Below are 20,107 nucleotides of genomic sequence, written 5' to 3' on the forward strand. Positions count from 1 at the left end.
TGGCAGCACTGGGATTCGCGTCGGCCCACGCCCAGACACGGCCAACGGTGCGGCGGGTCTTTGGCGGGGGAGGTTGGTAGGGTTCCGCCGTGTCTGTCCTCGGCGTGGATTTCGGTACCTCCCATACGGTCGCGGTGTTGCGGAGGGACGACGGGACCACGTCGCCTTTACTGTTCGACGGGTCCCCGCTACTCCCTTCGGCGGTCTGCGCCGAACCCGACGGGACGCTGCTGACCGGCCGTGACGCCGTCCACTCGGCGAGGCTGCGTCCCGAGCGTTTCGAGCCCCATCCGAAACGGCGTGTCGACGACGGCACCGTTCTGCTGGGCGACACCGAGGTCAGCGTCGTCGCGTTGTTCGCCGCGGTGCTGTCGCGGGTGCGTTTCGAAGCCGCACGGGTCCTCGGTGGCGCGCCCGCGCGCACGATCGTGACCCACCCGGCGGTGTGGGGTCCCGCCCGCAGACTCGTCCTGTCGGACGCGTGCACGCGGGCCGGACTCGGTCCCGTCGACCTCGTCCCCGAGCCCGTGGCCGCCGCGCGGAACTTCGCGGCCCGTCCGGGCACCGCGATCCCACCCGGCCACGCCGTCGTGGTCTACGACTTCGGCGGCGGAACCTTCGACGCCTCGGTCGTGGCCGCCGGGCCGACGGGTTTCGAGGTACTGGCCGTCGACGGTCTCGACGACCTCGGCGGCGTCGACATCGACCACGCTCTCACCACCCACATCGGCGCGCGCTTCAGCGGCGACGAGCGCTGGACGGCGCTGACGAACCCCGCCGACGCCGCCACCCGCCGCCACCACCGCGCCTTCACCGAGGACGTCCGCACCGCCAAGGAACGCCTGTCCCGGCAACAGCACGTCGACCTGCTCGTGCCCCTGCTGGACAGCGACACCCACCTCACCCGCACCGAACTGGAGACCGTCACCGAACCCCTGCTGGGCAGGGCGGTCCGGCTCACCCAGGCGGTGATGCGCGCGGCCGCCGTACCGCGCGAGCGGATCGCCGGAGTCTTCCTCGTCGGCGGCTCGTCACGCATGCCCTCCGCCGCCACGACCCTGCACCGGGGCACGGGCATCGCACCGACCGTGATCGACCAGCCCGAACTGGTCGTCGCGACGGGCGCCACGATGGCGGCACCCATGGCTCCACCGACTCCCCCACGACCCACGTCTCCCCCACGCCACGACCCACGGCCCGCCACACCGACGGGCGGCCGCATGACGCCCCTCGAAGCCCTGCACTGGGTCCAACTCGTCGTCATGGCGCTGTTCGTCTTCGCGACGGTCATCGCGTGCGTCGTCACCCCACCGCCGGTCGTGCTGTTCTGGACCATGGCGGTCCCGTTCGGGCTCGTGTTCCCGCTGACCGGTCTCGCCGCGACCGCCCGCGGCATCGTCCTGATCGGCCGGGATCCCGAACGCGCCGCCCGCACCATCGTCCTCACCCAGTCCATCGTGCTCGGCGTCAGCGCCTTCGGCGGCGGCGTCCTGGTCGTCATGGGCGTCCCGCCGATCCCGGTCGTCCGCTTCGTGCCCGCCGCCCTGATCGTGCTCTCCGGCGTCTCGCTCGGCATGGCCCTGCTCGGCCGCCCGCCGCGCTTCATTCCACAATGGACCGCCGGCCGCACGCCCCTGATCGCACAGACCGCGATGCTGACGATCGTCGCGCTGATCGGCCTGTGGGGCTGGGCCGACATCCTGTCAAACGGACCGGGACCGCTCACCTCCCCGGTCGCCGTCAGCCTCCTGGCGGTCCTCCTCGCGCTGACCGTGCTCGCCGTCAACGCGACCTGGCTCAACGGCCGCGGACCGATCACGGCGTCCCGGCACCGGTTTCTCCTGGCGTGCCAGTGGATCTGGCTGACGACGGCCGGTCTGTACGCGCTGCCCTGGCTCTACCTGCCCTTCCACCGGCTCATCGCCACCGAAGGCGTGGAAGAGGGAATGTTCGCGATGAGCGACGGCTGGCTGCACGGCGGCACCGCCGACCACGCCAACGACCTCGCACTGTGGCTGACGGTCACCAGCGCCGCCCCCACCGTCCTGGCGATCATGCAGCTGACGCGCATGCCCCGGCAGGCGGTGTCGCACCCGTCGGCCACCATCGCCCCCTGAACGGCGACACCACCACCGAGCTCGCCCGGATGTGAGAAGGACTCCTCGAAGCCGCCGCCCTGCTCATCGCGGGCGGCTTCGACTCCCCGGAGGACTCGCCCAGGTGGTCAAGACCTTCGTCCCGCCTGAGCGGAACCGCTCTATCGTGTGCCGGTACGTGTCGCCACTCCAGTGAGGACGGACCCTCATGCGCCCGACGACGTTCTTCCTCGGCTCCGGCCGCAGCGGCTCGACCGCGGTATCGCACATCATGCACGGCCACCCCCGCATCCTGAACGTCAACGAGATGCTGGCGTCCTTCTTCCCCGACGCCTTCCCCGAAGGCGACCTGTCCGGCGACGACTACTGGGCCTACCTCACGCGGCCCAGTCCGTACCACAACCGGATGATCCGCAGCGGCACCGCGATCCCGGAACTGATCTACCCCCGCACCCCGGGCCGCCGTTACTCCGCCGACGACGAGGGCGGCATCCCGGCGATCCTGCTGATGACCCTCTCCTGGTTCGACGAGGACCCCGACCCGCTGCTCGACGAGCTGGAGCCGGTCGTGCGGTCGTGACCCGTGCGCGACGTCGCCGGCCACTACCGGGCCTTCTTCGAGCTGCTCGCCGACCGCTACGACCGCGACATCGTCGTGGAGCGCTCCGGCTACACCGTCGACCCCATCCCGTGGCTGCGCGCGAGCTTCCCCGAGGCGACCTTCGTCCATCAGTACCGCTTCGGGCCCGACTGCGCGATGTCGATGAGCCGGCACGCCGGCTACCGCACCGGCGTCATCTACACCAAGATCGCCGAGAGCTTCGGCCTGGACAACCTCATCGACCTGACCGAGGAGCACGTCCGGGAACTGCCGCCCGACCTCGCCGGCCTGTTCGCCGAACCCTACGACCGCTCGCTGCTGATGGACCGGAAGGTGCCGATCACCGACTTCGGCGACGTCTGGTCGGGCGTCACCGTCCGCACCCTCGAACTCGTCGCGGGCCTGGGCGCCGACCGCCTCATGTCACTGTCCTACGAGGACCTGCTGGAGCGGCCCGAGCACGAGCTGCGGCGCCTGGCGGGTTTCCTCGGCGCCGACGCCGAACCGGGGTGGCTGGCCGCCTCGGCGGCGAGTCTCGACTCCTCGCGGCGAGGCGCCGCCGACCGGCTGCCGCCCGACGAGCGCGCGGCGCTGTACGCGGCCTGCGAACCCGGCATGGAGGCGCTACGGGCGGCGGGCCTGCGCGCCGAGTGAGAAATGCGAGTGCGGCGGCCCCGCACGCTGGCTAGCATCCGGGCGTGCCGCACACATATCCCCCACTGAACGTCGAGGTACGCACGCCGCGTCTGACGCTGGCCGGCGCCTCCGACGAACTCCTCGAAGGTCTCATCCCGCTCGTGCGGGCCGGGATCGCCGACACCGAGCCGTGGCCCTTCGACGACCCGATGTCCTTCTACGCCGACGGTCCCGAGCGCGAGTGGCGCTGGCTGCGCGGCATCTGGTCGGGACGCGGCCGCGTGAGCCCCGAAGCGTGGCGGCTGTACTTCGTCGTGCTCGCCGACGGTGAACCGGTCGGCATGCAGGACCTGATCGGCCGCGACTTCGAGCGCTTCGGCACGGTGTCGAGCTTCTCGTGGCTGGCGCCCGGAAGCCGGGGACGGGGGCTCGGCAAGGAGATGCGGGCGGCGATCCTGCACCTGGCCTTCGCCGGGCTTCGCGCGCGTGAGGCCGGCAGCGACGCCTTCGTCGACAACGAGGCCTCCAACCGCGTCTCGCGCGCCCTGGGTTATGAACCCAACGGCCTCGACTGGGACACCCGTCGCGGTGAGACCGCGCGGATCCAGCGGTGGATTCTGACCCGCGAGACCTGGGAACGGTCCCGCCGCGACGACATCGCACTGACCGGTGTCAAGGAATGCCTACCCGTTCTCGGCATCGGCTAGGACGGGCCGCTCACCGGCGGGCGAGGACGGCTCCGCCCGCCGGAGCGCGTCGGTCGTGACACCCGGCGCCAGGACAGCGGCCGCGACGGCGAGCCCGGCGGCGGCGAAGACGAAGGTCTGGCGGACTCCGACGGTCGCGCCGAGCAGCCCGCCCGTCAGCCCGCCGAAGGGCACGACGCCGAGGACCACCAGGCGGTAGGCGGCGGTGACCCGGCCGAGGAGCGCGTCGGGCACGGTCGCCTGGCGCAGCGTCGAGACCACGATCTGGTTGCAGGCGGTCGCCACGGCGGCGATGAACATGGCGGCGAGCGCCGGGACGATGCCGGTGCTCAGCCCCAGTACGGCGTAGCCGGCCGCCGGTGCGAGCGCGGCGGCCCAGGTCACGGGTCCTCCGCCGATGCGCGGGATGACCTTCTCCGCGATCAGTGAGCCGATGATCGCCCCGGCGGCGGGGACGGCGATGAAGAGGCCGTACAGGGCGGCGGGCACGCCGAGCGGGCCGGTGGCGAGCAGGACGAGGATCGCGCCGGTCGCGGTGCCGAAGAAGTTGATGGCGGCCGAGATGAGGGCCACGCGCCGGAGCAGGCGGTGGTTCCAGAAGTGGTTCCAGCCCGTCTTGATGTCGCCGAGCACGGAGGCGGGGGTCCGGCGCGGGTCGGCTTCTTCGCGTGCGGTCGGCAGGAGGCGTGGGAGCAGGAGGGCGGCGAGTCCGGCGACGGCGAAGAGCCCTGCGCCGGAGAACAACGCGAGGGTCGCGGCGACGGCCGCCAGGAAGGAGCCGACGGGCGGGCCGACGAAGGTGTTGACGACCGACTGGGTCGCGAAGAGCCTGCCGTTGGCGCGTTCGAGGCTCGCGCGGGGGACGATGCGCGGCGGGACGGTGAGGGCGGCGTTGTCGACGAGGGTCTCGGCGGTCCCGGCGACGAAGACGGCCGCGTAGAGCAGCCAGACGTTCTCCCAGCCCAGTGCCACGGCGGTGGCGAGGAGCGCGAAACCGGCGGCGCGCAGGAGATTCCCGGCCACGAGGATGCGCCTGCGGTCGATCCGGTCGGTGAGGGCGCCGGCGGGGAGGGTGAACAGCAGCCAGGGCAGGAACTGCACGATTGTCATGCCGGCGACGGCGAGGGGATCGCGGTTCATCGCGGCCATGAGGAGCGGCGCGGCGGCGGCGAGGATCCCGTCGGCGATGTTGGAGGTCGCCTGGGACGCCCACAGCGCGCCGAATCCGGAGAGCTTCCGCATCACCTAACTCCTTAACTGATGTTTCACCGTTAGGCTGCGTACGCTAACATGCAAACATGCCGAAGGGAATTAGGACGGCGGAGCTTCCGGAGGTCACGCCGTCGCGGATCGGCGGCGATGTCGCCGTCGACTTCTTCAACACCGTCGACTGGCGGTCCGACCCGTCACGCCGGCACGAACGGCTGCCCGACTACCGGCACCTGCTCGCGTGGCTGAAGGAGACCGGACTGCTCTCCGCCGGCGAAGCCGGCGCCCTGGCCGCACTGGCCGGCGAGGACCCCGGGCGCGCGACGAGCGAACACGCGCTGGTCATCGAACTGCGCGACGACACCTACGACGCCCTCGCCGACGACGGGCGGCCCGGCGCGCTCCAGCGCCACCTGCCCGCCGCCCACGCCGCGAGCCGCCTCACCCGCGAGCCGGGCGGAGCCTGGAACTGGGTTCCCGCGAGCCTCGACCTGGACACACCGCGCCACCTCCTCGCCATGGAGTTCGCGCGGCTGCTCACCGCCGAGAAGGTCGCGCGCTTCCACCGCTGCGAGGACCGGCACTGCGGATGGGTCTTCCTCGACACCTCCCGGCAGCGCAACCGGCGCTGGTGCAGCGCCGCCGACTGCGGCAACCGAAACCGGGTGCGCGCGCACTACGAGCGGACCAGGACGGGTTGACCGCCCACCGCGAGGCCACCGATCGCGACTCCCTGCCGCCGTCGCGGCACGTATTGACTTCACCACATATGGGCGATACCGTGCCGCCAACGGAAAACTTACTGACCAGAAAGTAAGTGAAGTCCGGCGGCCTCCCCCGTGGACGCCTCCGGCCCGTCAGCAGGAGGACCAATGAAGCTCTTACACCCTCTCGCCCGCGCGGCCGTCGCCCTCGCCGCGGCCTTACCGATCATCGTCACCGCCACCGCCGCGGAGACCCCGGCACCGGCGAGCGCCGACGTCGGCGTCAACGCCGGTCCCCTCGTCTTCGCCGACGAGTTCAACGGCTCGGCGGGCACCGCTCCCGACGCGGCCAAGTGGCGCTACGACATCGGTGGAGGCGGCTGGGGCAACAACGAACTGGAGTACTACACCAACCGCACCGACAACGCGTCCCTCGACGGCGCGGGCAACCTCGTCATCACCGCCCGCCGCAACAACCCCGGCAACTACGGCTGCTGGTACGGGACCTGTCAGTACACCTCGGCGCGACTGCTCACCGCGCAGACCTTCACCCAGACCTACGGCCGCTTCGAGGCCCGCATGAAGCTCCCGCGCGGACAGGGCATCTGGCCGGCCTTCTGGATGCTGGGCAACGACATCGGCGGTGTCGGCTGGCCGCAGAGCGGCGAGATCGACATCATGGAGAACGTCGGCTTCGAACCGAGCACCGTGCACGGCACCCTGCACGGACCGGGCTACTCCGGCGGCGCGGGCGTCGGCGGCGGGTACACCCTCCCCGGCGGCCAGAAGTTCGCCGACGCCTTCCACACCTTCACCGTCGACTGGGCGCCCGGCGCCATCACCTGGTACGTCGACGGCATCCAGTTCTCGCGCAAGACACCGGCCGACATCGGCGGCAACCGGTGGGTCTTCGACCACCCCTTCTTCATGATCATGAACCTCGCGGTGGGCGGCAACTGGCCCGGCAACCCCGACGGCAGCACGGTCTTCCCGCAGCAGCTCGTCATCGACTACGTGCGCGTCAACGCCCCCGACACCGGCGGTTCCGCCGGCCGGATCACCGGCCTGGCGGGCAAATGCGTCGACGTCCAGGGCTCCGGCACCGCCGACGGCACGCGGGTCCAGCTCTACACCTGCAACGGCACCGGCGCGCAGAACTGGACCTGGGCCGCCGACGGCTCGGTCCGCGCGCTCGGCAAGTGCCTCGACGTCAGCGGCGGCTCGACCGCCGACGGCGCACGCGTGCAGCTGTGGACCTGCAACGGGACCGGCGCGCAGAAGTGGACCCTCTCGGGCGCCAACGACCTGGTCAATCCGCAGGCGAACAAGTGCCTCGACGTGACCGGGAACAACTCCGCCGACGCCACCCCGCTCCAGATCTGGACGTGCGGCGGCGGCGCCAACCAGAAGTGGTACCGCAGCTGAGAGACGGAGGCACCGCCCGGCCCAGCGGGCGGGCGGTGCCTCACCCGAAGGTCGCCGCGGCGTCCTCGATCCTCTGCCGGTGGGCGGCCCACCAGGCCTCGTCCCGTTCGGGGAGGTTGAGGCTCCCGGTCCGCCGCCCGACGGCCCCGTCGAGGAGTTCGCGGACGATGTCGGCGTGCCCGGCGTGCCGTTCGGTCTCGGCGATCATGTGCACCAGGACCCGGTGCAGCGTCACGCCCGGCGAATCCGGCCCCCGCGAAGGCAGGTGCCCCACCGCGTCCAGCGGCAGTTCCCCGATGACGGTGTCGGCGTGGGCGCAGGCCCGCCGGTAGGTCGCCACGATGTCCTCGCGCGACTCCTCCGGCCGCGCCCACATGTCGAGGTTCGGATCCTCGGCGTCATCGTCGCCGTACCAGGCCGGCGGGCCGGGCAGCGGCCGGGCGAAGACCTGCCCGAACCAGCCCATCTCACAACCGGTGAGGTGCTTGACCAGCCCGAGCAGGTTCGTGCCGGTCGGGGTCAGCGGGCGGCGGGCGTCGTACTCGGAGAGCCCGTCGAGCTTCCACAGCACGGCGGCGCGGGCGGCGGCCAGGTACTCCCGCAGGTCGTCCTTCAACACGTCGGTGTCCACGCCGACATCCTGACCGACCGCGCGCCCCACGCCACCGGTCACCCCGCGAGGACCTCCGACAGGCGCGCGAACCCGAGCCCGCGCTCGCGCAGCCCGTCGACGATCGAGGGCAGCGCGATGTGCGTCATCGGCGCGTTCGGGCCGCCCAGGTGCATGACGACCACCGAACCGGCCTCGGCCCGCCCGAGGACGGCGTCGACGATGGGCTGCGAGGCCTCGGCGAAAGGGTCACCGCTGACGACGTCGCCGTCGACGACGGTCAGGCCCAGCGGGCCGAGGGCCTTCAGCGCCGCCTTGTCGTGACACAGACCGGGGAAGCGGAAGTAGCGGGTCTGATTGCCGCCCAGGGCGGTCAAGGCGGTGAAGGTCCGCTCGACGTCGGCACGCATCGCCTCGGGATCGTCCTCGAAGGCCAGGCCGTAGCAGTCGGCGGTGAACGCCTGATGCTCATAGGTGTGGTTGGCCAGCTCGAAGAGCGGGTTCCCGGCGATCCGGCGGGCCTCCTCGACGTAGCGCTCGGCCCACATCCCGGTCATGAAGAAGGTCGCCGGGATCCGCTCGTCTTCGAGGTAGGCCAGCAGCTCCTCGTTGTGATAGGTCTCGACCTCCCCCGAGTCGAGCTGCCCGGCCATGTACTCGGTGAGGTCGGCGTCGAAGGTCAGCGCGACCGACTCACCATCACGTGAACCGTGGTTGACGACCCGGGCGGGCCGGTCCGGATCGCCCCAGCCGGGGACCGGGGTCTCCATCTCGGGCGCGCCCACGCTCGGATCCGGGTCGAGGGCGGGCCCCGCCGGTGTGCCACCGCCGCCCGTGCCGGGCCTGCCGCAGGCGGTGAGGAAGGCGGCCGGAAGGGCCGCGAGGATACCGAGGGTCCGACGTCGACGCATCGCAAGATCTTGCCGACGGCCCCGGCCACCCGTCCGTCCAAAGTGGCCGGTCGTGACCCTGATCACCTGGCGGCGCGAGTTTTGCGGGGCTAAGCGGTGATCTCGGACCACCGTTCCGCGCGCCGGTCACGAGCCGTGCACAGTGCGCCGTCAAGGACCTAAAGGGACACGCTCCGTGCTGTATATCTCGGCCCGCGCGACCAGCGGGTCGGCGGTCCCATCGCCGATAGCCTGAAAATCGCAAGACCCTTCCACGAAGGAGCCCACATGAGCATCAAGAAATGGTCCGCCCGGCTCGCCGCGACCTTACTGGCCGCGGCCGCCGTCGTATTAGTCGCGCAACCGGCCGCGCAGGCGGCCGTCCCCGACCGCGTCGGGTTCGCCCTGTGGTCGGGCGGAGTCGTCTCCCAGGCCGTCCCGGCGGGCACGACCGTCAGCCCCGTGGTGCCCGGCCGCTGGCTGGTCAAGTTCCCCGGCCAGGGGATCCCCGGCGGCGCCGTCCACGTGACCGCCGTCCACGACGCCCTCACCAGCCCCAACGGGCGCTTCTGCCAGGCCGAGCGCTGGGGGCAGGACACGGCCGTCCCGCCCAACGAACTCGTCTGGGTCGCCTGTTACCGCACCACGGGCGTGCTCGACCCGCAGCCCGGGTTCTCCGTGCAGTTCTCCGCCAGTTCCGGCCCCGTCGGCGGCGGGCTCTACGGGTACATGTTCAACAGCCCGACCTGTGTCGTGGGGTCGACGTACAACTCCGTCGGCGGCGCCAACACGTGCATCCACGCCGGTGCGGGTTCGTACTCGATCACCTTCAACGGCCTGGCGTCGCCCGGACCGCGTGACGGCGGGATCCAGGTGACGGCGGTCAAGGCCGGCGCGGCGGCGCGCTGCCAGGTGGCGGCGTGGTCCTCGGGCCCGGGCGGGCAGTCCTTCCGGATCCTGTGCCGGAACAACCTGGGCGTGCTGACCGACACGGCGTTCACCGCGACGTATCAGCTGAAGCGTTCGCTGTACGGACCGGCGTTCCCACCGAACCGCTTCGGCTACGTCTTCAACGCGCCGGGAGCCGGGCCCCCCTCGACGAACTACAACTCCATCACCGGCTCCAACGCCTGGGGCGGAGGCCCTCCGGTGTGGACCATCAAGTACTACCAGCTCTACACGACCGCACCCGCCAACTCACAGGCCACGGCGTTCTACTCGGGCCTCGACACCTTCTGCGGTCTCCACCGCCCATGGTGGAACGCGGGGACCGACGCCATCGTCGAAGTGAACTGCTTCAACACGGCGGGCAATCCGGTGAACTCGGCGTTCACCAGTAGCTACTCGTCACGGATCTAGCGCACGCCGACGCCACCCGGGGCAGCGGGTGGCGTGGCCTCACGGCCTGGTGAACTCGGCCGTGAGCACATCGGTGAACACGGCGATCGGATCGTCCCAGCCACCGCCGGTGGTCCGGTCGCCGTTGGTGTTCACGCTCAGGACGCGCGACCCGTCGCGGTCGCCGTAGGCGTAGGTCCAGGAGCCGAAGATGGCACCGCCCATGCCCCACAGTTCCGTCCCGCCGGGAAGCGTCAGCGAGGTGACGCCCAGTCCGTAGCGGGTGCCGTCGATCCAGTCGTGGGTCGGCACGGTCGTGAACATCTCCCGCCGCAGCTCGTGCGGCAGCAGTTTCCCGCCCAGGAGGGCGGCGAGGAAGCGGTCGAGGTCGTCCACGGTGGAGACCATCGCCCCCGCCGCCCAGTACGGCGTCGTGTTCATCTCGGTGATGTCGTGGACGACCGCGTCCGGCGAGGGGTCGTGCAGCGCGGTGTAGTGCCGCGAGTGCGGTGCCGGGAGGGTCTCGTCGTCGCCCGTGGGGAGGTAGGTCCCGGGCAGGTCGAGCGGTTCGGTGATGTGCGCGGCGATCTGCTCGGCGAGGGGCGCGCGGCCGGCCTTCTCGATGATCATCCCGGCGAGGACGTAGTTGGTGTTGGAGTACTCCCAGCCGTCCCCGGGCGCGAAGGACGCCGGGTGGCCCATGGCTATCTCGACGAGCCGCCGCGGCGAATAGGTGGGCTCGACACTCAGCGCGCCGGGATCGTTGGTGTAGTTGAAGATCCCGCTGGTGTGGTTCAGCAGCCGCCGGATCGTGACGCGCCACCCGTCGTGGCCTCCGCCGGTGACGAGCCCGGGCAGCCAGGTCTCCACGGTGTCGTCGAGGCTCACCGCGTGCTCGGCCACGAGCCGGAGCATCACCGTGGCGACGAAGGTCTTGGTGATGCTGCCGATGCGGAAGTGGTCGGCGGCGCCGCGAGGGCGGCCGGTGGCGGTGTCGGCGACGCCGGCGGTGCCGTACCAGCGGCCGCCGGGGGCGTGGATACCGGCGAGCACGCCGGGCAGGCCGCCGTCGGCGACGGCCCGGTCGAGCACCGCCTGGACGGCGGGGCGCGCGGGCGGCCCGGCGAGGGCCGTGACGCGGTGGGCGGTCGGGAAGAGGCGGGCGGCGGCGGGACGGATCGGCCTGATGTCCATCGGGTTCTCCTTCGTCGTCGTGGCGGGCGGCGGTTCGCGGGCACGGCGCAGCCACGTCTCTGTGCCGGTGGTGCTGAAAGGGGGTGGTCTACAGGGCGCGGCGAACGTCCGCGGCGAGCGCGGCGCGGTCGACTCCGGCGATGGCGAGCGCGCGCGGGACGGTGCCGGCCTCGATCTGGAGGAGGCCGAGGAGGATGTGCGCGGGTCGCAGGTCCTTCTTGCGGGAGGTCGTGAAACTGCGCTGGAGGAGCTGTTTGAGCGTGGCGCCGATGCGGATCGAGCGCAGGGGTGTGCGGACGGGCGGGGCGAGGTCGAAGGAGGCGAGGTCCACGCCGACGACGGCGAGGCTGGCCTCGTATTCGCGGTGCAGGGCCTCGGCGACGGCCGCGCGGTCGAGTCCGGCGGCGGCGAGGACCGGTCCGGCGACGGGTTCCGGAGCGCCGGCGACGGCCAGGAGGAGGTGGTGGGCCTCGGCGGCGTCGGAGCCGTCCTCGTGGGCCTCCATCCGGGCGCGTTCGATGGCGGTGTGGAGGTATTCGTCGAAGGGGCTCATCGTCAGCGTCTCCTCAGTTCGACGCCTGCGGCGATGAGCCGCTTGGCGTGCTTCTTGTGGACGGCCTGGCGCGTGATGCCGAGCGCGTCGGCGACCTGGGGCCAGCCCCAGCCCGCCCGCATGGCCCGTTCGACGGCGGTGTCCTCAAGGTGGTCGGCGAGTCGCCGGAGGGCCGCGACGGCGGCGAGCGCGTCGGCGGGGTCTTCGGGTGCGGGAAGGTCGGCGTCGGCCATGTGAGCAACTCTAGTTGACTAATCCACGGATTGTCAACTTGAGTTGCTAGACGCGCGGGCATGAAGAAGCCCCACCGTCGATGCGATGGGGCCTTCAGGTTTCGACGGACGACCGCCGGTGCGTCGGCGGTCGGCCGAAGAGGCGATGCGGCCGTACCGGTGGCCCGCCTCTCCCGCGGCGGTCAGCCGCGCAGGTACTTCTCCCACCAGGTGAACGGCATCTGGTATGCCGCGGGGGTGTTGTCGGCGGCGTGGCTGGCCAGCCCGTTCTTGCCGTAGTAGTAGTCGTGCACCTGCGCCTGCGCCTGGCCGGACATGTCCGGGTCGGCGACCGCGACGGCGTGGACGTGGTAGTCGAAGCCCTGATCGGGGGTCCGCAGCCAGGCGGCGAAGCCGACCGTCCGCAGTGCCTTGACCAGCTGCCAGCGCTGTGTGGTCGAGAGGCTGTTGACGGCGATGTCGACCACGCCGCCGCCGTCGTGCGTACCGGCGGAGCCGGGGTTCGACGAGGTGTACGAGCCCTGGGTGAGGGTGATCGAGAACGACACCTTGCCGTCGGCGTTGGCGAGCATGCTCTTGGTACGGGTGTTGACCCGCTTGCCGCCGTAGCTCTCGCTCCGCGAACCCGCGTTGACCTTGTGGGTCACCGTGTAACGGCCGGAGCCGAGACTGACCAGCGAACTCGGGCCGGGAAGGCCGTTGGCGTCGAGGCCGCTGTAGCCCAGCGAGCGCTGGTAGGCGGCGTAGGCCGAGATCGTCGACGAGCCGTAGTGGCCGTCGACGGCCGAGGCCGCCAGGAAGTTCTTCGCGTCCAGCGCCTGCTCGACCGCGGTGACGGACGGACCGCAGCCGGGGGTGATGCCGGTGCCGGACTTCGGCGGGTCCACCATGGCCGCGACGAGCACCAGCTCGTGGTCGACCGTGGCGAGCGCCGCTCCGGCGGCCGTCGGGGCCCAGACCGCTCCGGCGGCGACCGCGGCGGCGGTGGCCGCGCCTCGGGTGAGCAGCCAGCGCCGTGTCCGGGGGTTGTGCGTCTCGGGGGTTAAAGCCATCGCGTCACTCCGATCTGACCGGTCGTACTCCCGTTTGTGGAGCACATATCCGTGAAATGCTCATCTTGGCGGCGGCACGATCAACTGTCCAGCCCCTGAGCCTGACATTAGGTGTCAGTTAAGGGTCGTAGCGTTTCCGCGTCGACCCTTGGGAGGAAACATGGACGCCGTCTACGAGCTTCGCCGCTACACGCTGCACCCCGGCCGCCGCGACGAGCTGATCGAGCTCTTCGACCGGGAGTTCGTCGAGAGTCAGGAGGACCTCGGCGCGAGCGTCGCCGGCACCTTCCGCGACCTGGACGACCCCGACCGCTTCGTGTGGCTGCGAGGCTTCCGCGACATGGCCGTTCGCCTTCGCGCGCTCACCGACTTCTACGGCGGGCCGGTCTGGAAGGCCAACAGCGCGGCCGCGAACGCCACCATGGTCGACTCCGACGACGTCCTGCTGCTGCGCCCGGTCCGGCCCGGCTCCGGGCCGTCACGGGACGGCGAGCGCCCGCCGGTCGGCGCGCCCGCGCCCGGCTCGGTCGTGGTCGCGACCGTCCACCACCTGGCACAGCCGGTCGGCGCGGAGTTCCGCGACGCCTTCGAGGCCGCACGGCCCGTCCTCACCGCGACGGGCGCGGAGCCGCTGGCCTACCTGGAGACCGAGTACGCCGTCAACGACTTCCCCGGGCTTCCCGTGCGCACGGGAGAGCACGTGTTCGTGTGGTTCGCCGCCGACACCGCACCCGAGCGCTACTCCGATGGTCCAGAGTGGACGAAGCTGGCGGCACTGACCGCGCGCACCGAGCGGATGCGCCTGTCCCCGACGGGACGCTCGCTCCTTCGTTGACAGCGCGGCCGAGCGCTGCCACTATCGGCCACAACTTCATGGGAGCGCTCCCACGTCAACGAGAGGACCACCGGTGACACCCCGATCCACACCGCGCCGCATGGGCGCGCTCGCCCTCGCCGCCGTCGCATTAGCCGCACTCGTCCCGTCGGCGGCCCGCGCCGAAGGGCCCGAACTGATCTCCAACGGCACCTTCACCAACGGCCACGCGCCCTGGTGGGGCACACCGAACCTCACCCTCGACTCCTCCGGCGGGCAACTGTGCGCCGACGTCCCCGGCGGCACCGTCAACCCCTGGGACGTCATCATCGGCTACGACGGCGTTCCACTCCAGGCCGGCGAGTCCTACGACTTCGGCTTCCACGCCCTCGGCGCACCCTCCACCGTGGCCAGAGCCCTGATCCAGCTCCCGGTCGCGCCCTACACCCAGTACCTCTCCGCCGCCCCCGAACTCACCCCCGACGGCGACGACTTCGCCTACGCCTTCACCTCACCGGTCGACCTCCCCAACGCACAGGTCGCCTTCCAGCTGGGCGGAAAGGCCGAACCCTGGCGCTTCTGCCTCGACGACGTCACCCTCACCGGCGGCGCCGAACCCCCCGTCTACGAACCCGACACCGGCCCCCGCGTCCGCGTCAACCAGGTCGGCTACCTCCCCGGCGGCCCCAAGAACGCCACACTCGTCACCGAGGCCACGACACCACTGCCCTACACCGTCGTCGACGCGCAGGGCCGCGTCGTCCACCGCGGCACGACACTCCCCCGCGGCCTCGACGCCAGCTCCGGCCAGAACGTCCACTCCATCGACTTCGGCTCCCTGCGCCGGCCCGCGACGGGCCTGACCCTCGTCGCCGACGGCGAGACCAGCCGCCCCTTCGACATCGACGCGAAGATCTACCAGCGCCTCGCCCTCGACGCCCTCCGCTTCTACTACCCCCAGCGCAGCGGCATCGAGATCACCGGCGACCTGCGCCCCGGCTATGCCCGCCCCGCCGGTCACGTCGGCACCGCCCCCAACACCGGCGACACCACCGTCCCCTGCCAGCCGGGAGTCTGCGACTACACCCTCGACGTCTCCGGCGGCTGGTACGACGCCGGCGACCACGGCAAGTACGTCGTCAACGGCGGCATCTCCGTGCACCAGCTCATGAGCGAGTACGAACGCGGCCTCGGACGCCGCCTCGACCTCACCATCCCCGAAAGCGGCGACCACGTGCCCGACATCCTCGACGAGGCCCGCTGGGAGCAGGAGTTCCTGCTCAGCATGCGCGTACCCGACGGGGAACCGCTCGCCGGCATGGCCCACCACAAGATCCACGACCGGGCCTGGACCGGACTGCCGCTGCTGCCACACCTCGACTCCCAGCCACGCGAACTCCACCCGCCGTCGACCGCGGCCACCCTCAACCTCGCCGCCACCGCCGCCCAGGCCGCCCGGGTGTTCAAGCCCTTCGACAAGGCCTTCGCCGCCGAGAACCTCGCCGCCGCCCGCGCCGCCTGGACCGCCGCGCTCGCCAACCCCGCCATGTACGCCGACCCCAACGACGGCACCGGCGGAGGCACCTACAGCGACCCCGATGTCACCGACGAGTTCTACTGGGCCGCCGCCGAGCTGTACCTCACCACCGGGGAGAAGGCCTACCGCGACTTCGTCCTCGCCTCGCCCCACCACACCGGCGACATCTGGCGCGACCGGGGCTTCGACTGGGGCAACACCGCGCAACTGGGCCGACTCGACCTGGCGATGCTGCCGAGCCGCCTCCCCGGCCGCGACACGGTCCGCCGCTCGGTGCTCACCGGCGCCGACGAGTACCTCGCGGTCGCCGGGGCCCACCCCTACGGCATGCCCTACGCACCCGACGGCAACGCCTACGACTGGGGATCCAACCACCAGGTCGTCAACAACCTCGTCGTCCTGGCCACCGCCGCCGAGATCAGCGGCAGGTCCAAGTACCGCGACGCCGTCGTCCAGGGCATGGACTACATCCTCGGCCGCAACGCCCTCAACATCTCCTACGTCACCGGGTACGGCGACGTCGCCGCCGAGAACCAGCACAGCCGCTGGTACGCCGACCAACTCGACCCCGCGCTGCCCAACCCGCCACCGGGAACACTCGCCGGCGGGCCCAACTCCGGCCTCCAGGATCCGGTGGCACAACGCCTGCTCACGGGCTGCGCGCCCCAGTTCTGCTACATCGACGACATCGAGTCCTGGTCGACCAACGAACTGACCGTCAACTGGAACGCGCCCCTGGCGTGGGTGGCCGGCTGGATCGCGGCCCGCGGAGGGTGCTGAATGCCCGGCCCCTTTTCTGGGTACTACACGGACAGACCCCTTACCCAAGGAGCCGACCATGTCCCTGGTGAACCGCATCCAACGATTCCTGCACAGCCCCAAGGGCCGCGCGATGTCGGGCAAGGCCCAGCGCTACCTCCAGAAGCCCGAGACGCAGCACAAGCTCCGCCGGCTGGTGGCGAAGCTGCGTGGACGGCACTAGGACGCGACCGGGCACAAGGCCGTGAGGCTCACACCTGACGAGACCGGGGCCGTCGAAGGCGAATCGCCTTCGACGGCCCCGGATCCCTTCGTCAGCCGAGCGTGAGGGTCAGCTTGTCCAGCGAGACCTGGAAGCCGGGACTCGCGGTGTTCCGCCCGACGATCGTCATCGTCAGGCGATGCGCCCCGGCCGCCAGATCCAGCGTCCCGTGGCTCACCGGTTCCAGCTTGTACGGCGCGGAGTACAGGTCCACGGGCGCACCGACCGGCACCCCGTCGATCGCGAACTGCACGGTCCCGTAGTCGCGGGCGTACAGCGACGTCGTCGCCACCGTGTAACTCCCGTCCATGCCAACGGTGAACTCCAGTTCGGCCGTGTCGCCCTCCTTCGTGGCGATGAACCGCAGCTGACGCCCACCCGAGAAGGCCTGCGAACAGCAGTTGTTCTGGATCGCGAAGGCCGCCGTGGTGGCGATCTGGGTCATCGTCTCGCCCTCGACGGTCAGCGAATCGCCCGAGATGCCACCGAACTCGGCACTCAGCGGACCCCGATGACCGGCACCGTCGACGGCACGGACCCGGTAGAACCAGTTCTGCCGCAACGGAAGCCCGCCGTGATCGAAGCGGGCACCGGGCACGGTGTCGAGCAACGTCGCCGTCGACGGTTCGAAGCCCGCCGTCGTCGAGCCGTAGACCTCGTAACCGGTCACCAGCACGTCATCGGCGGCGGGCGTCCACGTCACCCGCAAGGTAGAGCTTCCCTCGACGGGAGCCGCGACCGGATCGGCGATGGGCCCGGGGGCCGTTCGGTCCTCCGGCGCGGCGCCCGTCAGCTTCAGATCGACGTAGTCCACACCGATCTGGAAGCCCTTCGACGCGCTGTTCCGGCCCGCCGGGGCGAGCGTGACCACGTGCGTGCCCTTCGCCATGGGGATCGGGGCCAGCGCCAGGTCGTCGGTCTTCTCGACGCCGCTGGGGATGTAGGCGTCGACCGGTGAGCCGAGGAGGTGGCCGTCCACGGCGAGGGTCGCCTGGCCGTAGTCGGGCGCCCGGGTGAAGGACGTGCGGACCTCGTAGGTCCCCGCGGCCGGCAGATCCAGTGCGAGGTCGGCGAAGTCGGTGGTCCCGCGCGCCTGCACGAAGACCTGGCCGTGGTCCGACCAGACCCCGGTGTAGCCCCGCATCGGGTTGGGCGTCACGACACCGGTGTTGGACCGCACGAGCGCGAGATCCTCACCCTCGTAGCGGATCGTGTCGCCGGTCGTGGCGGTGACGCGGACGCTGGCATCGGACTCGTTGCCCCAGGTGTCGAGGGCCACGACCTTGAAGTACCAGGTCTGGTGCGTGCCGAGACCGTCGACGCGCAGGCCGGTCAGCGCCGACTCTCCCAGGAGGGTCCGCTTGCCGGGCCGGAAGCGGGGATCGGTCGAGCCGTACACCCGGTAGATGTCGGGGGCGACGTTGTCGACGGCCGCGTTCCAGCTCAGCTGGATGCGGTTGAGGTCGCCGACGCCCGCCGCCGCGAGCCCGGTGACGGGTTCGGGCGCCACCGCGTCCGGCGGGCGTCCCGGTGAGGACGAGACGCTGCCGACGAGGACGGTGGCCGCCGTGGCGGCGATGGCGATGTACTGCTTGGCCTTCACGCCCGCACCACCCCTCCGACGCCGTTCTCGACCACGAAGGTCGCGTCGGTCGAGACGGGCGCGCCCTTCGTCGAGACGTAGGGCAGGATCTTCATCTCGGTCGTCAAGGTCTCCTTGCCGACGGTCGTGGCGCCGTAGCCGCGCCGGAAGCTGTGGTACTTCAGGTGCGGGTTCTCCTGCTGGAGCATCGGCCAGGTCGGCCGGGCGTCGGCACCGTCGGTCTCAGAGGTGATCGAGGTGACCACGAACTCCGCGCCGATCGAGGCCGAGGACGGGTCGTTGAAGTTGGCCTTGACGTCGGAGACGTAGTGGGCGTGCACGTCGCCGGTCAAGACGATCGGGTTGCTCGTGCCCGCGGCCTGGATGTGGCTGAGGAGACGGTCCCGGGTGGCGGAGTAGCCGCTCCAGGAGTCCATCGAGAACGACTGGGCGGCGCCCGGGCTCTCGTCGATCGCCGACAGGAACACCTGCTGCGCGATGACGTTCCAGCGCGCCGGGGAGGAGTCGAGCTGGTCGTAGACCCACTGCTCCTGGTCGTTGCCGAGGAACTTCCGGGCCGGGTCGGCGGCGGCGGGGCAGGTCTTGATGCCGCCGCGGCAGGCCTGCGGATCGCGGTACTGGCGCGTGTCGAGGATGACGAAGCGGGCGAGGTCGCCGTAGTCGAGGCCGCGGTAGACGCGCATGTCGGTGCCGTGCGGGAGCGTCGACTTCCGCAGCGGCATGTTCTCGTAGTAGGCGCGGTAGGCGTTGCGGCGGCGCAGCGCCAGCTCCTCGTCGGTCCACGCGTAGGGGCTGTAGAGACCGGCGTAGTCGTTGAGGAGTTCGTGGTCGTCCCAGGTCGGCAGCCACGGGGCGGCCGCGTGCACCTGCTGGACCTCGGGCTCGACCTTCTGCTGCGCGAAGCGCATCCGGTAGTCCTCGACGGACATGCAGGCGTAGGGCGGGGCGTAGTTCTGGCGGACGTGGTTGGTCTCGACGCCGTACTCGTAGATGTAGTCGCCGAGGAAGACGATGAGGTCGAAGTCCTCTTCGGCCATGCGCTCATAGGCGGTGTAGTAGCCGTACTCGTAGCTGGCGCAGGAGGCGAAGCCGAAGCGGAACTCCGGCGAGGTGCCCGGCGCCGGGGCGGTGCGGGTCCGGCCGACCGGCGAGACGTGACCGTCCACTTTGAACCGGTACCAGTACCAGGTGTGGGGTTCGAGGCCGCCGAGTTCGACGTGCACCGAGTGCCCGAAGACCCGCCACGCGACGTCCTTGCCGCGCCGGACGACCCGGCGGAAGCCCTCGTCCTTGGCGATCTCCCACTCGATCTCGACGTCCCGGCTCGGCATGCCCGAGTCGGCCTCGAAGGGTTTGGGCGCCAGGCGCGTCCACAGGACGATGCCGTCGGGCGTGGGTTCGCCCGAGGCGACGCCGAGGGTGAAGGGGTAGCGGATCTTGCCGTTCCCGGCCCACGCCAGCGCCTGCGGGAGCACGATCGCAGCGGTGCCCGCCGCGGCCGTGCCCAGCAGGAGGTTGCGCCGCGTTCTGTTCATCTGTGATGCCTCCAGGGGGTGTGCCGCCGGGACCGTTGCCGACGCGGGCCGCGCCGCGATCCCGGCGGCCAAGAAGATCGCGCTCAAGCTATCGCGAGATCCCCCGCCGGGCTAGGGGGTGATGACGATTAAGCAAACGATTTCTTTATTTCCGTGCTGGCCGCGGGGGTGAGCGCGCGCGGATGTCCGCTTTGGGCGGAGGCGGCGCATCACCGGACTCCACTGTGGAGGGTGGCGGGGGCGCGCCCGGGGGGCGGGGGCGCCCCCCGGCTCCGCCCCGGGGGCCCTGGGCGCCCACCCCGGCGCGGGGGGCGGGGGGCGGGCACCCCCGCCGGGGTGGCGGCGGGCC

Annotated in this window: 19 protein-coding genes; 10 read left to right on the top strand and 9 right to left on the bottom strand. The window is 71.2% G+C overall.

All coding sequences use genetic code 11. The annotated features are described in order from the left end of the window. Positions 1-89 precede the first annotated feature (89 nt). The 4 genes from HNR73_RS33125 to HNR73_RS33135 all read left to right on the top strand — a co-directional run bounded on the left by HNR73_RS33125 (position 90) and on the right by HNR73_RS33135 (position 4,040). The gene (locus HNR73_RS33125) at positions 90-2,117 is read left to right on the top strand and encodes an Hsp70 family protein (protein WP_184791744.1); all 2,028 of its coding nucleotides are present in this window, start codon (positions 90-92) and stop codon (positions 2,115-2,117) included. A gap of 187 nt (positions 2,118-2,304) precedes the next feature. Continuing rightward, positions 2,305-2,676, top strand: a complete 372-nt coding sequence (locus HNR73_RS39265; protein WP_203686517.1) for a hypothetical protein — start codon at positions 2,305-2,307, stop codon at positions 2,674-2,676. Positions 2,677-2,679: 3 nt separating this feature from the next. Next, complete coding sequence (locus HNR73_RS39270) at positions 2,680-3,351, top strand: sulfotransferase family protein (RefSeq protein ID WP_203686515.1); 672 nt, start codon at positions 2,680-2,682, stop codon at positions 3,349-3,351. A 44-nt stretch (positions 3,352-3,395) separates the two neighbouring features. Then, on the top strand, positions 3,396-4,040 hold the full coding sequence (locus HNR73_RS33135; RefSeq protein ID WP_184791746.1) for a GNAT family N-acetyltransferase: 645 nt from the start codon (positions 3,396-3,398) through the stop codon (positions 4,038-4,040). On the opposite strand, the gene HNR73_RS33140 is transcribed toward HNR73_RS33135, so the two are convergent. Then, on the bottom strand, positions 4,017-5,282 hold the full coding sequence (locus tag HNR73_RS33140) for an MFS transporter (RefSeq protein ID WP_184791748.1): 1,266 nt from the start codon (positions 5,280-5,282) through the stop codon (positions 4,017-4,019). The two genes, HNR73_RS33135 and HNR73_RS33140, sit on opposite strands and share 24 nt — an antisense overlap. Before the next feature lie 56 nt (positions 5,283-5,338). On the opposite strand from HNR73_RS33140, the gene HNR73_RS33145 reads away from it, so the two are divergent. Both HNR73_RS33145 and HNR73_RS33150 read left to right on the top strand, forming a co-directional pair. Continuing rightward, entirely contained in the window at positions 5,339-5,950 is a 612-nt protein-coding gene (locus HNR73_RS33145; protein ID WP_184791750.1) for a CGNR zinc finger domain-containing protein, read from the top strand. Between the two features lie 171 nt (positions 5,951-6,121). Further along, on the top strand, positions 6,122-7,378 hold the full coding sequence (locus HNR73_RS33150; protein ID WP_184791752.1) for a glycoside hydrolase family 16 protein: 1,257 nt from the start codon (positions 6,122-6,124) through the stop codon (positions 7,376-7,378). A gap of 40 nt (positions 7,379-7,418) precedes the next feature. Here HNR73_RS33150 and HNR73_RS33155 read toward each other — a convergent pair whose 3' ends face one another. After that, entirely contained in the window at positions 7,419-8,009 is a 591-nt protein-coding gene (locus HNR73_RS33155) for a DinB family protein (protein ID WP_184791754.1), read from the bottom strand. A 38-nt stretch (positions 8,010-8,047) separates the two neighbouring features. Continuing rightward, positions 8,048-8,899 carry a polysaccharide deacetylase family protein gene (locus HNR73_RS33160; protein WP_184791756.1) on the bottom strand — a complete coding sequence of 284 codons (852 nt, stop codon included), beginning with the start codon at positions 8,897-8,899 and terminating at the stop codon, positions 8,048-8,050. Positions 8,900-9,166: 267 nt separating this feature from the next. Here HNR73_RS33160 and HNR73_RS33165 point away from each other — a divergent pair, with 267 nt between their 5' ends. Next, positions 9,167-10,237 carry a hypothetical protein gene (locus tag HNR73_RS33165; protein WP_184791758.1) on the top strand — a complete coding sequence of 357 codons (1,071 nt, stop codon included), beginning with the start codon at positions 9,167-9,169 and terminating at the stop codon, positions 10,235-10,237. A gap of 39 nt (positions 10,238-10,276) precedes the next feature. Here the strand turns inward: HNR73_RS33165 and HNR73_RS33170 are convergent, their stop codons facing one another. The 4 genes from HNR73_RS33170 to HNR73_RS33185 form a co-directional block, all read right to left on the bottom strand. Beyond that, entirely contained in the window at positions 10,277-11,410 is a 1,134-nt protein-coding gene (locus HNR73_RS33170; RefSeq protein ID WP_184791760.1) for a serine hydrolase domain-containing protein, read from the bottom strand. 88 nt (positions 11,411-11,498) lie between these two features. Then, a complete protein-coding gene (locus HNR73_RS33175; RefSeq protein WP_184791762.1) occupies positions 11,499-11,963 on the bottom strand; it encodes a Clp protease N-terminal domain-containing protein in 465 nt (154 codons plus the stop codon). 2 nt (positions 11,964-11,965) lie between these two features. Further along, a complete protein-coding gene (locus HNR73_RS33180) occupies positions 11,966-12,196 on the bottom strand; it encodes a hypothetical protein (RefSeq protein ID WP_184791764.1) in 231 nt (76 codons plus the stop codon). Positions 12,197-12,378: 182 nt separating this feature from the next. Beyond that, positions 12,379-13,248: a peptidoglycan-binding domain-containing protein gene (locus tag HNR73_RS33185; protein ID WP_184791766.1), complete on the bottom strand. Its 870-nt coding sequence runs from the start codon at positions 13,246-13,248 to the stop codon at positions 12,379-12,381. 160 nt (positions 13,249-13,408) lie between these two features. On the opposite strand from HNR73_RS33185, the gene HNR73_RS33190 reads away from it, so the two are divergent. The 3 genes from HNR73_RS33190 to HNR73_RS33200 all read left to right on the top strand — a co-directional run bounded on the left by HNR73_RS33190 (position 13,409) and on the right by HNR73_RS33200 (position 16,581). Then, positions 13,409-14,083 carry an NIPSNAP family protein gene (locus HNR73_RS33190; protein WP_184791768.1) on the top strand — a complete coding sequence of 225 codons (675 nt, stop codon included), beginning with the start codon at positions 13,409-13,411 and terminating at the stop codon, positions 14,081-14,083. A 100-nt stretch (positions 14,084-14,183) separates the two neighbouring features. Beyond that, on the top strand, positions 14,184-16,379 hold the full coding sequence (locus tag HNR73_RS33195) for a glycoside hydrolase family 9 protein (protein ID WP_184791801.1): 2,196 nt from the start codon (positions 14,184-14,186) through the stop codon (positions 16,377-16,379). A gap of 58 nt (positions 16,380-16,437) precedes the next feature. Continuing rightward, on the top strand, positions 16,438-16,581 hold the full coding sequence (locus HNR73_RS33200; protein ID WP_184791770.1) for a hypothetical protein: 144 nt from the start codon (positions 16,438-16,440) through the stop codon (positions 16,579-16,581). A 91-nt stretch (positions 16,582-16,672) separates the two neighbouring features. Here HNR73_RS33200 and HNR73_RS33205 read toward each other — a convergent pair whose 3' ends face one another. Continuing rightward, positions 16,673-18,223 carry a fibronectin type III domain-containing protein gene (locus HNR73_RS33205; protein WP_184791772.1) on the bottom strand — a complete coding sequence of 517 codons (1,551 nt, stop codon included), beginning with the start codon at positions 18,221-18,223 and terminating at the stop codon, positions 16,673-16,675. After that, positions 18,220-19,758, bottom strand: coding sequence for an alkaline phosphatase D family protein (locus HNR73_RS33210; RefSeq protein ID WP_184791774.1), 1,539 nt, complete (start codon positions 19,756-19,758; stop codon positions 18,220-18,222). The genes HNR73_RS33205 and HNR73_RS33210 overlap by 4 nt, the downstream gene beginning before the upstream one ends. Between the last annotated feature and the right edge of the window lie 349 nt (positions 19,759-20,107).

Source organism: Phytomonospora endophytica (genome assembly GCF_014202425.1).
Taxonomy (GTDB): Bacteria; Actinomycetota; Actinomycetes; order Mycobacteriales; family Micromonosporaceae; genus Phytomonospora; species Phytomonospora endophytica.

What these genes read in the sequence shown, in the direction of transcription:
- HNR73_RS39265 (WP_203686517.1), top strand. Translation starts at nt 2,305, where the DNA reads ATGCGCCCGACGACGTTCTTCCTCGGCTCCGGCCGCAGCGGCTCGACC.
- HNR73_RS33140 (WP_184791748.1), bottom strand. Translation starts at nt 5,282, where the DNA reads ATGCGGAAGCTCTCCGGATTCGGCGCGCTGTGGGCGTCCCAGGCGACC.
- HNR73_RS33145 (WP_184791750.1), top strand. Translation starts at nt 5,339, where the DNA reads ATGCCGAAGGGAATTAGGACGGCGGAGCTTCCGGAGGTCACGCCGTCG.
- HNR73_RS33150 (WP_184791752.1), top strand. Translation starts at nt 6,122, where the DNA reads ATGAAGCTCTTACACCCTCTCGCCCGCGCGGCCGTCGCCCTCGCCGCG.
- HNR73_RS33160 (WP_184791756.1), bottom strand. Translation starts at nt 8,899, where the DNA reads ATGCGTCGACGTCGGACCCTCGGTATCCTCGCGGCCCTTCCGGCCGCC.
- HNR73_RS33165 (WP_184791758.1), top strand. Translation starts at nt 9,167, where the DNA reads ATGAGCATCAAGAAATGGTCCGCCCGGCTCGCCGCGACCTTACTGGCC.
- HNR73_RS33170 (WP_184791760.1), bottom strand. Translation starts at nt 11,410, where the DNA reads ATGGACATCAGGCCGATCCGTCCCGCCGCCGCCCGCCTCTTCCCGACC.
- HNR73_RS33175 (WP_184791762.1), bottom strand. Translation starts at nt 11,963, where the DNA reads ATGAGCCCCTTCGACGAATACCTCCACACCGCCATCGAACGCGCCCGG.
- HNR73_RS33180 (WP_184791764.1), bottom strand. Translation starts at nt 12,196, where the DNA reads ATGGCCGACGCCGACCTTCCCGCACCCGAAGACCCCGCCGACGCGCTC.
- HNR73_RS33185 (WP_184791766.1), bottom strand. Translation starts at nt 13,248, where the DNA reads ATGGCTTTAACCCCCGAGACGCACAACCCCCGGACACGGCGCTGGCTG.
- HNR73_RS33190 (WP_184791768.1), top strand. Translation starts at nt 13,409, where the DNA reads ATGGACGCCGTCTACGAGCTTCGCCGCTACACGCTGCACCCCGGCCGC.
- HNR73_RS33195 (WP_184791801.1), top strand. Translation starts at nt 14,184, where the DNA reads ATGGGCGCGCTCGCCCTCGCCGCCGTCGCATTAGCCGCACTCGTCCCG.
- HNR73_RS33200 (WP_184791770.1), top strand. Translation starts at nt 16,438, where the DNA reads ATGTCCCTGGTGAACCGCATCCAACGATTCCTGCACAGCCCCAAGGGC.
- HNR73_RS33210 (WP_184791774.1), bottom strand. Translation starts at nt 19,758, where the DNA reads ATGAACAGAACGCGGCGCAACCTCCTGCTGGGCACGGCCGCGGCGGGC.